This window comes from Microbacterium sp. SCN 71-21 (assembly GCF_001725695.1).
GTDB lineage: Bacteria > Actinomycetota > Actinomycetes > Actinomycetales > Microbacteriaceae > Microbacterium > Microbacterium ginsengisoli.
Window position 1 is genome coordinate 1 of the sequence record NZ_MEGA01000008.1, and the last position, 12,093, is coordinate 12,093.

Genomic DNA, 12,093 nt, shown 5'->3' on the forward strand with positions numbered 1-12,093 from the left:
CAGGCAGCGGATCAGGGCCTGCCCGGGCTCCTCGTCGGCACACTCCTGGTCGCGGGGAATGGGTGGCGCCGCCGCGCAGGACGGGTCGGAGTTCTCGGTGCGGCGACGCTTGTCGCGTCGCTCGCGTGGATGACGATCGTGCAGCTGGTGCCTGCAGGGAGTCGGCCGTACATCGACGGCTCAACAGACAACAACGTGTTCGCGATGGTATTCGGCTACAACGGTGTGGACCGACTGCTCCCCAATTCGGTAGCGGGCGCCGTGGGGTCGACGACTGCGCACGTCACCACGTTGCAGGCGAGTCTTGCCGCACTGTTCTCTTCCGATCCGACCGCGGCGAATGTTTCGCGGCTCAAGCTCTTCCTTCCCGAGTACGCCACGCAGATCGGATGGTTGTACCCCGCGGCCGCTCTCGGCCTCGCGCTCGCGCTGGTGCGCTGGTGGCCCCGACGGCGACGGCCGCGACGAGATGTGGAGCGGATGGCTTTCGCATTCACGGTCGCCGTGGCGGTCTGGTTCGCCGCCTCGGCCGCCGTGCTCTCGTTCGCCACGCTTCCGCACGCTGCGTACGTCGCGGCCATCGGTGTGCAGCTGATTCTGCTCACAGCCGTGGGGTTCTCGCTGGCTGTGCATGATCTACGATCTCCTCGGCGCTGGCGGCGGTTCACGCTGGCCGCGTTGGTCACGCTGACCGCCGTGTGGGGATGTCTGCTTGCTGTGTGGGGCGCGCTGCCCGTTGCGCTGGCGATACCGATGGTCGCCTTCGCGATCATGGGCGTCATCGCATCGATCGTGCTCGGATTCCGCGCCCACGATCGCGTGCTGGCCGTCCCGGCGGATCCTTCCGACATGATGCCCTTCCGATCCGTCGTCACCAGGGAGTTCGCGCCCGAACCGGTGCCGATGATCAGATACTCGCCGGCGATGAACGTCATGCTGGTCCTGGCCGGTATCGCGCTCGTCGGTGGGGCGACGTGGTGGAGCATCCAGGCGCTCGACGCGAATCGCGATGGATCCGGCGGGGAGGCGTACATCGGCGCACGCTCGCAGATCGCCGGCGTCGCCGCCGCGCCCGCTGATCCCCCGGACGACATCGATCGGTCGTTGCCCGACCCGGCCGTTCAGGATGCGTCCTCGGGGATTGTCGGTGGGGACGACGCCCGAGCCGACTCCACGGACGGCACTCAGCAAGCGGCCGTCGCCACCGCTTCGTGGGTGGTCTCGCGATCTGCAACCGCAGATGGTGCGTCTCCAGATGATCCGGGTGACGCGGGCGATCCGCAGGATGGATCTGACGCCGTCGCCACGGGCACCAATGCTCGAGAACGCTTCACGATCTCCGCCCCCGACCTCTGGGTCGCATCCCCGGTCTCGAGTCTCGCGCCCAGAGAGATGCTAGCGGAGGTCGCCCGGCGAACCGCGCAGTCAGCAGATCCCGCGTCATCGATCATTCTCACCGACTCGTGGGCGATCTCGGCCGACATCATCAACGGAACGGGCGAAGACGTGCTCACAGACGGAGGCTACTCAGGGGCTGTTCCCGTGTTCACAGAGGCAGAGCTGGGGAAGATGGTGCGAGACCGTGAGCTTCAGTGGGTCGTACTGCGCCCAGGGGAGAGAAAGGATCCCGTCGGCGCGTTGACGACGACCGGGCTCTGTCACGAGATTCGCGCCTGGGGAAGCGTCACGACATCAGCGCCCGCGCAGGTCACGTCGTTCACGCTGTGGCAGTGCCGACCATGACCGGTTCAGCTGTGACGGTATCGCCCACCACCGGATCGCTGAGGGTGACCCACGGCGGAACGGTGCGAGTGTGGGGTCTCCGCTCCGTCCGCGGACTCCCGGCCCGCTGACTCTCCACATCCCACAGGGGCCGATCGACGGGATCACCGTCGACATCGGGGGCGAAGAACACCCGGCTCGCTGGAGCGTCGCGGTACGCCCGCCCGGTCGGGCTCGTCCACTCGAGCACGCCGTCGCCCCGCTGCACCACAGTCCAGGGCGAGTGATGCTTCAGCGTGTGGTGTCGTCGGCACAGGTGCGCCAGATTGTCGGCGCGCGTCTCCCCGCCGAACTGGTGATCGAGCGTGTGATCGATGTCGCAGGCTGAGACCGGGATGCGGCATCCGGGGAACCTGCAGTGCCGGTCTCTCACGGCGAGATGTCGACGCATCTGGTCGCTCGGCCGGTAGCGATCGACGCCGAGCACCGTGCCCGTGAGCGGGTGGGTCAGGATGCGGTCCCACCCGGGTGCTTCTGCGGCCAGCGCCCGTGCCGTGGGTGCATCGATCGGCACGAGGCCGGCGCCCACCGCACACTCGAACGGGTCATCGACCTCGCCGCCCATCAGCGTGAGCACGGGCACCGTGACCTGCACGTGCGCGCGGATGGCCGCGGCATCCGTCACTCGATCGATGTGAGCCGCGGGGTCGGCGGTCAGCAGCAGGTCGGCGAGGATGTCTGCGCGGAGCTGATCGACCGCGCGTGGTGCGGGCAGGGTCGCCGCATCGTCAGCACGCGCGGCGGCCTCGGTCTCGCTCTGCGCGTGCGCGAGCCGGGTGAGGCGATCATGTACGCCGAACGCGAGCATCGACGGCAGCACGGCGACGAGCTCGGCCATTCCGTCATCGAGCGGCGTGACCCGCACCGAGCGGTCGGCACGTGCGCGCGCGTGGCGTGCGGACACGGTCTCGTCGCAGAACCGCTCGGCACGTCGTCGGGCCACCGGGGCGAGGCGTGAGGCCGACGTGCTCTCGGCGTAGTCGAGCACCGCGTTCTCGAACTCGTGGCGCAGCTCGGGGTGGGTGATCGGCAGGCCCGCGTCGACGATCACGCGCACGTGGGCCAGCGCGATGCGACCCTGTGCGAGCGCATCGAGTGTGGTCGGGTAGTCGCCCGCGATCGTGCGGGCCTCGCCCAGCCGCCGTTGCACGGTGCGGTCTGAGACACGCCACGCCGCGCCGATCTCCGCGGCCACCGCACGATGCGGAAGGTCGGCATCGGAGGGGGCCGCGGCATCTGTCCACTCGGCCGCGATGGCCTCGGCCTCGGCGAGCTGGCGAACCTCGAGCGCCTGCAGACGGGCGATCTCGCGCCGCGTGCGCTCGAGTCGGGGGAGCAGCGCGGCGAGCCGCGCGGTGGCCCGCTGCTCGGCGTCACGCTGCTGATCGGTCATGTCTCGAGTGTTGCGCGGGGTTCCGACATTGCTTCGACTAACGGCTGCTCCACAGTGTGTGATCTACGTATATATAAACGATGCAACAGAATGCAACCTTGCATCCATCCGGTCCCGAGCTCGCTCCCGCCCGCGGGGATAGCGTGGAGAAGACGGAGGATCCCGTCAGCCACTGGGGGGCGGCCGCAAGGCATGATCATCGACCGCTCCACTATGCAAAGGAGCTGAGCGACCATGAAGGCTGCGCGCTACTACGACCGCGGCGACATCCGCATCGAGGACATCCCCGAGCCGGTCGTCGAACCCGGAACCGTCGGCATCGACGTCGCGTTCTGCGGCATCTGCGGAACCGACCTGCACGAGTACCTCGACGGGCCGATCTTCGTCCCCCCTCACGGTCACCCGCACCCGATCTCCCACGAGTCGGCTCCTGTGACGCTCGGTCACGAGATGTCCGGCGTCGTCTACGCGGTCGGCGAGGGTGTCGATGATCTCGCTGTCGGCGATCACGTCGTCGTCGAGCCCTACATCATCGGCGACGAGGTCGACACGAGCTCAGCCAACAACGCGTACCACCTCTCGCACGACATGAACTTCATCGGCCTCGCCGGCCGCGGCGGCGGACTCGCCGAGAAGATCGTCGTGAAGCGCCGCTGGGTGCACCCCATCGGCGACACCATCCCGCTCGACGAGGCCGCGCTCATCGAGCCCCTCTCGGTGGGATACCACGCCTACCAGCGCTCGGGCGCGAAGGCGGGCGACTTCGCCCTGATCACCGGCGCCGGCCCCATCGGCCTGCTGACCGCCGCGGTGCTTCGCGCGCAGGGCATCACGGTCGCGATCTCCGAGCCGAGCTCGCTGCGCCGCCAGAAGGCGCTCGACACGGGCGTCGCCGCGCACGTGTTCGACCCGCGCGAGGTCGACGTCGTCGCCGAGGTGAGGGCCCTCACGAACGGTGTCGGGGCGGATGTCGCATTCGAGGCGACATCCGTGCAGCCCGCCCTCGACACGCTCTTCGACGCGATCAAGCCGACCGGCGTCATCGTCGTCGTGTCGATCTGGGGGCACCCGGGCACGCTCGACATGCAGAAGCTCGTGCTCAAGGAGGTGGACCTGCGCGGCACGATCGCCTACGTCAACAGCCACCCCGAGACCATCGCGCTGGTGCAGCAGGGCAAGGTCGACCTGAAGCCGTTCATCACCGGCAAGATCGGCCTCGACGACCTGATCGACCAGGGGTTCGACACCCTCATCAACCGCAACGAGACCGCGGTGAAGATCCTGGTGGACCCGCGCGCCTGATCGCGTGATGCCGACTCGGCCCGCGGCGAGTGATCGTCGTGGGCCGTGTCAGTGTCGGCGGGCGGTGCGCGCGACGAACAGGAAGGTCGCGAGCGAGCCGAGGGTCGTCAGGGCGGCGACCCAGGGGCCGGGGTTCGTGAGCACCGCGTCGATGAACGCGGCGAGGGTGAGGGCGAGGCCCTGACCGAACTGCGCGAGTGCGTCCATGCTTCATGGTCCCACCTCCGGCGCGCCCAGAGGCTGGATCGGGGAAGATGATCGAGTCGACCGTCGAGGAGTATCCATGTCGCCCCGTCCCGCCCCGCGCACCGTCACCGTCGCGCTCATCGTCGATCTCGTGCTGGTCGTGGTCTTCGCCGCGATCGGGCGCGCCAGTCACCACGAGGACGTCCTCGCGGGGCTCGTGACGACGTCGTGGCCTTTCCTGGTCGGCGCTCTCGCGGGCTGGCTCGTGACCCGCGGCTGGCGGGCGCCGCTCGCACCGGTGCGTACCGGCGTCGGCCTGTGGGTGACGACGGTCGTGATCGGGATGCTGCTGCGCGTCGTGTCCTCGCAGGGCGTCGAGCTCGCGTTCATCATCGTCGCGAGCATCGTGTTGTTCGTGTTCCTGGTGGGCTGGCGATTCGCCGTGCGCGCGATCCGCGGCGGGCGGCGCTCGACCCGCTGAGGTCCCTCGCCCCTCGACGCCGCGGCGTCGCGGGCGACCGATGCGTCGACTAACGTATCTGCGTATGAGTGCAGATAAGCAAGGATGCGGCTTCTCGACCGAGAGTCCGTACGTCGAGCTGGCGGTCGAGGTGTTCGGGATGCTCGCCGACGCGACGCGGGTGCGCATCGTGCTCGCCCTCACGGATGCGGGAGAGCTCTCGGTGAACCACCTCGCCGACATCCTCGACAAGCCGGCCGCCGCCGTGTCGCAGCACCTCGCGAAACTGCGGCTCGCGCGCATCGTCGCCACCCGTCACGAGGGTCAGCGCGTGTTCTACCGGCTGGAGAACGAACATGCGTCGCAGCTGGTGCGCGACGCGATCTTCCAGGCGGAGCACTCGCTCGGCGGCACCCCGCGTCACCACCACGCCGACAGGGTCAGCTCGTGACCGCGCCGCGGCGAGCCGCAGACGGTCGCAGCGCCGAGGATCCTCAGGGGCATCACCGCGGCCACGCCCACGACCACCCGCGCGACCACGACCACCCGCACGACCACGACCACCCGCATGACCATGACCACCCGCACGGTCACGGTCATGACCATCCGCATCATCATGACCACCCCCATGGTGGCATCCGCGGCTTCATCACCCACCTCTTCGTCCCGCACACCCACGATGCCGCGGACTCGATCGACGACGCGATGGAGGCGAGCAGCGCCGGAATCCGGGCCCTCAAGGTGAGCCTGTTCCTGTTGCTCGCCACGACCGTGCTGCAGGCGGCTGTCGTCTCGATCAGCGGGTCGGTGGCTCTGCTCGCCGACACCGTGCACAACTTCTCCGACGCGCTCACCGCCGTGCCGCTGTGGGTGGCGTTCGTGCTGGGACGCCGGGCGGCGTCGCGCCGCTACACTTACGGGCTCGGGCGGGCCGAGGACCTCGCGGGACTGTTCATCGTGTTCGTCGTGCTCCTGTCCGCCGTCGTCGCGGCCTGGCAGTCGATCGATCGCATGATCCACCCGCAGCCGCTCGAGAACATCGGCTGGGTGATCGCCGCGGGGCTCATCGGGTTCGCCGGCAACGAGGTCGTGGCCGTCTACCGCATCCGTGTCGGGAGGCGCATCGGCTCGGCGGCGCTCGTCGCCGACGGCGTGCACGCCCGCACCGACGGCTTCACCTCGCTCGCGGTCGTGATCGGCGGGCTCGGCGTGCTCGCTGGGTTCCCGCTCGCCGACCCGCTCGTGGGCCTCGCGATCTCCGCGGCGATCGTCGTGCTGCTCTGGGGAACCGTGCGCAGCGTCGGTCGCCGACTGCTCGACGGCATCGAGCCCGAGCTCGTCGACTCGCTCCACCGTGCCGTCGGCGAGACTCCCGGGGTTCGCGGCGTGGCACGCGTGCAGCTGCGTTGGGTCGGGCACCGGCTGCAGGGGGCTGTGCGACTCGAGACGGATGCCGCCTCCCTCGCCGATGCGCAGGCGATCGCCGGGCACGCCCGAGAGCGGGCGCGCACGACACTCCGGAGCCTCGACGACCTCCAGGTCGAGATGGTCACGCCCGTCATGACGACAGCTGCCGGACACGTCCACGAGGAGTCGTCGTGACCGATCCGGGCGTCACCCCGCGCGGCGGGATGTCGGAGCGCAGCGATCGTCGCGGCATCCGTCTCGCGGTCACGCTCGAGTGGACGACGCTGCTCTGGAACGTGGTCGGCGTCGTCGTGCTGGCCGTTCTCGCGTGGTCGGCGAGCTCCGTCGCGCTCGCCGGCTTCGGGCTCGACAGCCTGATCGAGATCGGCGCGAGCGCCGTGGTGCTCTGGGAGCTGCGCGGCACGGGCGAGGTGCGGCGTCGTCGGGCGCTGCGACTCATCGGGCTGGCGTTCGTGCTCCTCGCGGGCTACCTCGCCGTGCAGTCGATCGTGGCGCTCGTGACAGTGCATCGACCGGCGCCGAGCCTCGGCGGGATCATCTGGACGGCCGTCACCGCCGCGGTGATGTTCGCTCTCGCCGCGGGGAAGAGCGCGGTCGGGCGCCGCATCGGCAACGAGGTCGTGGTCACCGAGGGCAGGGTCACCCTGATCGACGGGATCCTGGCGGCGAGCGTGCTCGCGGGGCTGCTGCTCGATGCGGTGCTCGGCTGGTGGTGGACGGATGCCGTCGTCGGTGTCGTCATCGTCTTCTACGCCGTCCGCGAGGCCGTGCACATCTTCCGCGAGGGCTGACACGGCCGCGGCATCCGAGTGCCTGCTTCCGGATGTCGCACGCCGCCGCCATGCTGGACGCGTGGCGATCCGATCCTTCGAGCTGAGCACCCTCGTGCCGGGCGTGCCGGAGCGCGCGGTCGACTTCCTCGCGAAACTCGACGGGCACCGCGGCATGCATCCCTACCTCCACTCGGCCGACGTCGTCGCCCGCGGCGAGGACGGGCGGGGTGTCTGGGCCGACTGGGTGATCGTCGAGCGGCCGACGGTGTGGGGCATCCCTTATTCGATCCGGTTCCCGGCGCGCATGACGCGCGTCTCGCCGACGCTTCTCATCGGTGACGTGCGCGCGGCGCCGGGGTGCACGCTCACCACGACGACGTCCGCGACGCCGACCGAGGCGGGCACGCTCGTGAGCGAGGTCACCGAGGTGACCGCTCCGGCACCGCTCGTCGGCTACATGACCCGTCACGCTCGGCTCGCGCACACGCGCACCTACGGGCTGCTGGCGGGTGAGCTGAACAGGCTGGATGCCGCGGCCTCCGCGCCCGAGGAGGGAGCGGCGTGACCGACACGGTGCAGCTGTCGAACGACGAGGCGCGGCGCATCGCCGTGCGTGCGGCGCTGCTCGACGCGGAGCGTCCGGGCGACGTCGTCGAGGTCGCCGAGCAGCTGGCGATCATCAAGATCGACCCGACGAGCGTGATCTCCACGTGCGAGAACACCATGATGTGGTCGCGCATCGGCTGGTCGTACGAGTCGGGTCAGCTGCAGAAGGCGGTCGAGATCGACCGGCTGCTGTTCGAGTACGACGGCACGTTCCGCCCGGTGAGCCTGCTGCCGCTCATGCTGCCGCGCATGCGGGCGATGCCGCTGCGGGACCGCACCAAGGAGTGGTTGGCCGCCAACCCGACGTTCAAGCACGAGGTGCTCGCGCGGCTGCGAGGCGAGGGGCCGCTGAAGGCGAGCGAGATCCCCGACACCGCGCAGGTCGCCCGCCACAGCGACAGCGGGTGGTACGGGCCGAACCAGGTGCCGCACATGCTCGAGTTCCTGATGCGCACGGGCGAGGTCGCCGTCGTACGGCGCGAGGGACGCACGAAGGTGTGGGATCTCGCCGAGCGGGTGTTCCCGTCTGACCTGCCGCAGTACGGCGAAGAGGAGGCGGCGCGCCTTTACGAAGGGCGACGCCTGCAGGCCGCGGGGCTCGCCAAGCAGAAGTCGCCCTGGAGCGGAGCCGGTACCGCGGGGCTCGCGGCGACGGTCGAGGGCTCGTCGTGGAGATGGCGGGTCGACCCGACCGCGCTCGCCGCGCTCGACGAGGACGCCGGCGGACGGGTGGCGATTCTGAACCCGTACGACACGACGCTGTTCGACCGGCCCCGGCTGCGGGAGCTCTTCGACTTCGACTTCGTGCTCGAGCAGTTCAAGCCGAAGGACCAGCGCGTCTACGGCTTCTTCGCGCATCCGATCCTTGTGGGCGACCGGTTCATCGGCTTGCTCGACGCGCAGATCGATCGCAGCGAGAACGTGCTGCGGGTGAATGCGCTGCACGAGCTGGTGCCGTTCGACGAGGATGAGACCGAGATGGTGAGGGCCGAGCTGTTCGATCTCGGCGAGTGGCTCGGGATGCCGGTGGTCGGCCTGCGCTGAGCGCTCGGGCTGTTGTCAAGCACCGCGGTCGGCGCCGGGGTGTGTGCCAGCATGGGGGGCCGGAGGTGATCCCCGTGGATGACGACACGGCAACCGCACCGCTGGTCCCGGATCTCGGAGTCGCCCTCAGTGGGCGATATGTGCTCGAGGACGTGATCGGCAGTGGCGGCTACGCGAGGGTGTGGCGCGCGAACGACGCACAGCTCGGGCGCACCGTAGCCGTGAAGATGTTCACCCTGGACGGCACTGATCGCTCCGAGCGAAGCCGCATGGCGAGCGAGACGCGGCTCCTGGCTTCACTCGCGCACCCCAACCTGGTCACTCTGTACGACGCTCAGATCGACGCCGAGCCTCCCTACTTAGTGATGGAGTTCATCGACGGCCCAAATCTGCGTGACACCCTCGTTCGCACGGGAGCCTTCTCGCCGGCCCGCACGGCGGACGTGGCCGCACAGCTCGCAGGTGCGCTCGCCGTCATTCACCGGCGAGGCATCGTCCACCGCGACATCAAGCCGGCCAACGTCTTGCTGAGGCCCGCTCACACCCCGGGGCATCCGCCGCTCGCAACTCTCGCCGACTTCGGCATCGCCTCTCTCATCGACACCACACGCGTCACCGCGACCGGAACCCTCGTCGGAACGGCGGCCTACCTCAGTCCAGAGCAGGTGAAGGGCGCCAAGCCTGCGACGCCGGCGGATGTCTACTCTCTCGGTCTGCTCCTGCTCGAGGTGCTGACCGGCGCGCCAGCGTTCGCCGGGGCGACACCGCACGAAGCGCTCGCCATCCGACTGACGCGCTCCCCGGAGATCCCGGCGGGCATCGCCGACGGCTGGCGCACATTGCTCGAAGCGATGCTGCAGATCGAGCCCGAGGCGCGGCCCACGGCGGCCCACGTGGCCGACGCCGCGCTCGCCTTGATGCGTGGCGACGATCTCTCTGGTGCCACCGCGGTGTGGTCCGCGGTGAGCGGGCCGGTTACAGTGCGACCCGATGGCGAGCCTGCGTCTGCGGCAACCGACGACGCACCGCAGAACCTCACCGCGCTGCCTACGGGTGCGCCGACACGTCCCGACCTGCCGCCCGAGCCGTCGGCGGAGGCCTCGGCGCCAGGTCAACGGCGCCGAGCCGAGGCGCCTCGCCGGCGAACCTTCCGCTGGGTGGTACCCGCGGTCGTTGCACTGATCGTGGTGATCGGGGTCGTGGTTGTCGCGATCGGTTTCGCCTCTGCGGGCCCGCACCCGACGGTTCAGCCGACCATGCCCGCGGTGCCCGGCGACCTCGGCTCTCACCTGCAGCAACTGTGGACGCAGGTCGGCGGATGAGGCGGACCACCCGTGCCGTGATCATGACGATCGCAGCGCTCGCCCTCGCCGGGTGCGCGAGTCCCTCGCCGTCCCCGGCTGCCGCGCTGCAGGCGCTCGTCGCGGATGCCGCCGACCAGGCGCAGAGCGGCGACTACGCGGGCGCAACCGCGACGATCGATGACCTCGAGAACCAGGTTGCCGCGGACCGATCGAGCGGCAGGCTGTCGACCGACCGCGCCGATGCGATCGACGCGACGATCGCGCTGGTGCGCGCCGACATCGCGGCGTTGACGGCTCCCGCGAGTCCGACTCCCCATCCCACCTCCACGACCGTGTCGACCGGCGGCTCCGGCAATCACGGTGACAACGGCAGCAGTGGGAACAACGGGAACGGCAAGGGGAAGGGCAAGGGCGGCGGCTGACCTCAGTCGCCCCGGGGGTCGCCCGGTTCGCCGCCGAAGGCGTCCTCGATGTCGATGGGCGGCGCGGTGACGACGGGCTCCACGTCGAGGGTCAGATCGAGGATGCCGCGCAGCAGCCCGCCCATCGTGGTCGAGCGCAGCAGCGTGTAGCGGTCGAACTCGCCGAGCGGTGCGATCGCGGCCAGCTGCCAGGCGGACTCGACCGGGTCGTCGGACAGCTCGGTGTCGGCGTCCCACTGCAGATCGCGGAACTCCGCCGCGCGGGTGAGCACGCGCCGCACGGTGCGCTCGGCCTCGGCGCGCAGCGGCGCGAGCGCCTCGTCCCACGTGAGCCGGGGAAGGGGTGACGCATCCGCTTGCGGGTACGGGTCGTCGTCGAGCCAGCGGTCGACGACGACGCGCTCGCCGCCAACGGCGATGACGTGCAGGGCATCGGTGCCGCTCGGGTCGACCTTCACGATGCGTGCCATCGTGGCGATGCCCTCGCGCTCCTCGCCGCCGCCGGCCTCCCGGCCGCGCGCGATCAGCACGACGCCGAACTGCGGCTCCTCGTCGTCGAGGAGGCGACCGAGCATCGTGAGGTAGCGGGGCTCGAAGATGCGCAGCAGTAGCGGCGTGTGCGGGAACAGCACGGTCCCGAGGGGGAACATCGCCGCGGCATCCATGGCCTCAGTCAACCAGCGGGACGGATGCCGCGGGCCGCCGCGGGCGGATTCGCAGACAGCCGATCACCCCCTTCCGCTTCGACACATCTCGATATATCGTTAACCATCGTTCGATAGTCGAGTGGGCCTGGAGGGCATCATGAGCGGTGGATTCGGTGGCGGCTTCGGCGGGTTCGGCGGCGGACCCCGAGGGTTCGGCGGACGCGGGCCGGGCGGCAACGTGTGGGAGCAGTTCGAGCAGTTGCGCGGTGCCTTCGACAAGCGTGTCGGCATGCGCATGGGTCGCGGCGATGTGCGCGCCGCGGTGTTGGCGCTCCTCGCCGAGCAGCCCATGCACGGCTACCAGATCATCAGCGAGATCGCCGAGCGGTCCGGCGGGGCATGGAAGCCGAGCGCCGGCTCGGTCTACCCGACGCTGCAGCTCCTCGCCGACGAGGGCCTCATCAGCGCCGAGGAGTCGAACGGTCGCAAGACCTATTCCCTCACCGACGCGGGCCGCGAGGCTGCCGAGGAGGCGTCCGAGAAGTCCGCTCCCTGGGAGGCGCCGAGCATCAAGGACGCGTCGGGCTTCGGCGTGCTGCCCAAGGCCGCGGTCGAGCTGGCGCAGGCGGCCGCGCAGGTCGCCCGCAGCGGCACGAAGGAGCAGGCGGAGGAGGCTGCCGCGGTGCTCGATGAGGCGCGGCGTAAGCTCTACTCGATCCTCGCCCAGGCCTGACCGGCGTGCCGCC

The 12,093-nt window shown here is 70.0% G+C and carries 15 protein-coding genes; 11 read left to right on the plus strand and 4 right to left on the minus strand.

Annotated elements, in window-relative coordinates; translation table 11 throughout:
• Positions 1-129 precede the first annotated feature (129 nt).
• Entirely contained in the window at positions 130-1,743 is a 1,614-nt protein-coding gene (locus tag ABT08_RS01890) for a mannosyltransferase YkcB-related protein (protein ID WP_156454760.1), read from the plus strand.
• Here the strand turns inward: ABT08_RS01890 and ABT08_RS01895 are convergent.
• Complete coding sequence (locus ABT08_RS01895; protein ID WP_288113830.1) at positions 1,718-3,175, minus strand: HNH endonuclease signature motif containing protein; 1,458 nt, start codon at positions 3,173-3,175, stop codon at positions 1,718-1,720. The two genes, ABT08_RS01890 and ABT08_RS01895, sit on opposite strands and share 26 nt — an antisense overlap.
• A gap of 234 nt (positions 3,176-3,409) precedes the next feature.
• Here ABT08_RS01895 and ABT08_RS01900 point away from each other — a divergent pair, with 234 nt between their 5' ends.
• Positions 3,410-4,477: a 2,3-butanediol dehydrogenase gene (locus ABT08_RS01900; protein ID WP_056210012.1), complete on the plus strand. Its 1,068-nt coding sequence runs from the start codon at positions 3,410-3,412 to the stop codon at positions 4,475-4,477.
• A gap of 48 nt (positions 4,478-4,525) precedes the next feature.
• On the opposite strand, the gene ABT08_RS01905 is transcribed toward ABT08_RS01900, so the two are convergent.
• Entirely contained in the window at positions 4,526-4,684 is a 159-nt protein-coding gene (locus ABT08_RS01905; RefSeq protein WP_048809123.1) for a hypothetical protein, read from the minus strand.
• Between the two features lie 76 nt (positions 4,685-4,760).
• On the opposite strand from ABT08_RS01905, the gene ABT08_RS01910 reads away from it, so the two are divergent.
• Together ABT08_RS01910 and ABT08_RS01915 are read left to right on the plus strand one after the other, a co-directional pair.
• Complete coding sequence (locus ABT08_RS01910) at positions 4,761-5,144, plus strand: DUF3054 domain-containing protein (RefSeq protein WP_056210014.1); 384 nt, start codon at positions 4,761-4,763, stop codon at positions 5,142-5,144.
• Positions 5,145-5,208: 64 nt separating this feature from the next.
• Positions 5,209-5,574 (plus strand): ArsR/SmtB family transcription factor, encoded by a 366-nt coding sequence (locus ABT08_RS01915; protein WP_045247288.1) that lies wholly within the window; start codon positions 5,209-5,211, stop codon positions 5,572-5,574.
• On the opposite strand, the gene ABT08_RS01920 is transcribed toward ABT08_RS01915, so the two are convergent.
• Entirely contained in the window at positions 5,544-5,780 is a 237-nt protein-coding gene (locus ABT08_RS01920) for a hypothetical protein (protein ID WP_245610961.1), read from the minus strand. The genes ABT08_RS01915 and ABT08_RS01920 overlap by 31 nt on opposite strands.
• 48 nt (positions 5,781-5,828) lie before the next feature.
• Here ABT08_RS01920 and ABT08_RS01925 point away from each other — a divergent pair, with 48 nt between their 5' ends.
• The 6 genes from ABT08_RS01925 (at position 5,829) to ABT08_RS01950 (ending at position 10,700) form a co-directional block, all read left to right on the plus strand.
• Entirely contained in the window at positions 5,829-6,725 is an 897-nt protein-coding gene (locus ABT08_RS01925; protein WP_288113834.1) for a cation diffusion facilitator family transporter, read from the plus strand.
• Positions 6,722-7,342, plus strand: a complete 621-nt coding sequence (locus tag ABT08_RS01930) for a cation efflux transmembrane domain-containing protein (RefSeq protein ID WP_288113835.1) — start codon at positions 6,722-6,724, stop codon at positions 7,340-7,342. The genes ABT08_RS01925 and ABT08_RS01930 overlap by 4 nt, the downstream gene beginning before the upstream one ends.
• Before the next feature lie 61 nt (positions 7,343-7,403).
• The gene (locus ABT08_RS01935; protein WP_045247285.1) at positions 7,404-7,889 is read left to right on the plus strand and encodes a hypothetical protein; all 486 of its coding nucleotides are present in this window, start codon (positions 7,404-7,406) and stop codon (positions 7,887-7,889) included.
• Positions 7,886-8,974, plus strand: coding sequence for a DNA glycosylase AlkZ-like family protein (locus ABT08_RS01940; protein ID WP_235557431.1), 1,089 nt, complete (start codon positions 7,886-7,888; stop codon positions 8,972-8,974). Before ABT08_RS01935 ends, ABT08_RS01940 begins: the two co-directional genes overlap by 4 nt.
• A gap of 74 nt (positions 8,975-9,048) precedes the next feature.
• Complete coding sequence (locus tag ABT08_RS01945) at positions 9,049-10,296, plus strand: serine/threonine-protein kinase (RefSeq protein ID WP_288113838.1); 1,248 nt, start codon at positions 9,049-9,051, stop codon at positions 10,294-10,296.
• Entirely contained in the window at positions 10,293-10,700 is a 408-nt protein-coding gene (locus ABT08_RS01950) for an outer membrane protein assembly factor BamD (protein WP_288113839.1), read from the plus strand. The genes ABT08_RS01945 and ABT08_RS01950 overlap by 4 nt, the downstream gene beginning before the upstream one ends.
• 2 nt (positions 10,701-10,702) lie before the next feature.
• Here the strand turns inward: ABT08_RS01950 and ABT08_RS01955 are convergent, their stop codons facing one another.
• Positions 10,703-11,365 (minus strand): LON peptidase substrate-binding domain-containing protein, encoded by a 663-nt coding sequence (locus tag ABT08_RS01955; RefSeq protein WP_056210024.1) that lies wholly within the window; start codon positions 11,363-11,365, stop codon positions 10,703-10,705.
• 139 nt (positions 11,366-11,504) lie between these two features.
• Between ABT08_RS01955 and ABT08_RS01960 the strand changes: the two genes are divergently transcribed.
• Positions 11,505-12,080 carry a PadR family transcriptional regulator gene (locus ABT08_RS01960; RefSeq protein WP_045247339.1) on the plus strand — a complete coding sequence of 192 codons (576 nt, stop codon included), beginning with the start codon at positions 11,505-11,507 and terminating at the stop codon, positions 12,078-12,080.
• Positions 12,081-12,093: the final 13 nt, after the last annotated feature.

Bases quoted from the DNA above. Each gene is read 5' to 3' on its own strand.
- ABT08_RS01925 (WP_288113834.1), top strand. From the start codon at position 5,829: ATGGAGGCGAGCAGCGCCGGAATCCGGGCCCTCAAGGTGAGCCTGTTC.
- ABT08_RS01960 (WP_045247339.1), top strand. From the start codon at position 11,505: ATGAGCGGTGGATTCGGTGGCGGCTTCGGCGGGTTCGGCGGCGGACCC.
- ABT08_RS01910 (WP_056210014.1), top strand. From the start codon at position 4,761: ATGTCGCCCCGTCCCGCCCCGCGCACCGTCACCGTCGCGCTCATCGTC.
- ABT08_RS01890 (WP_156454760.1), top strand. From the start codon at position 130: ATGACGATCGTGCAGCTGGTGCCTGCAGGGAGTCGGCCGTACATCGAC.
- ABT08_RS01915 (WP_045247288.1), top strand. From the start codon at position 5,209: ATGAGTGCAGATAAGCAAGGATGCGGCTTCTCGACCGAGAGTCCGTAC.
- ABT08_RS01905 (WP_048809123.1), bottom strand. From the start codon at position 4,684: ATGGACGCACTCGCGCAGTTCGGTCAGGGCCTCGCCCTCACCCTCGCC.
- ABT08_RS01950 (WP_288113839.1), top strand. From the start codon at position 10,293: ATGAGGCGGACCACCCGTGCCGTGATCATGACGATCGCAGCGCTCGCC.
- ABT08_RS01895 (WP_288113830.1), bottom strand. From the start codon at position 3,175: ATGACCGATCAGCAGCGTGACGCCGAGCAGCGGGCCACCGCGCGGCTC.
- ABT08_RS01900 (WP_056210012.1), top strand. From the start codon at position 3,410: ATGAAGGCTGCGCGCTACTACGACCGCGGCGACATCCGCATCGAGGAC.
- ABT08_RS01955 (WP_056210024.1), bottom strand. From the start codon at position 11,365: ATGGATGCCGCGGCGATGTTCCCCCTCGGGACCGTGCTGTTCCCGCAC.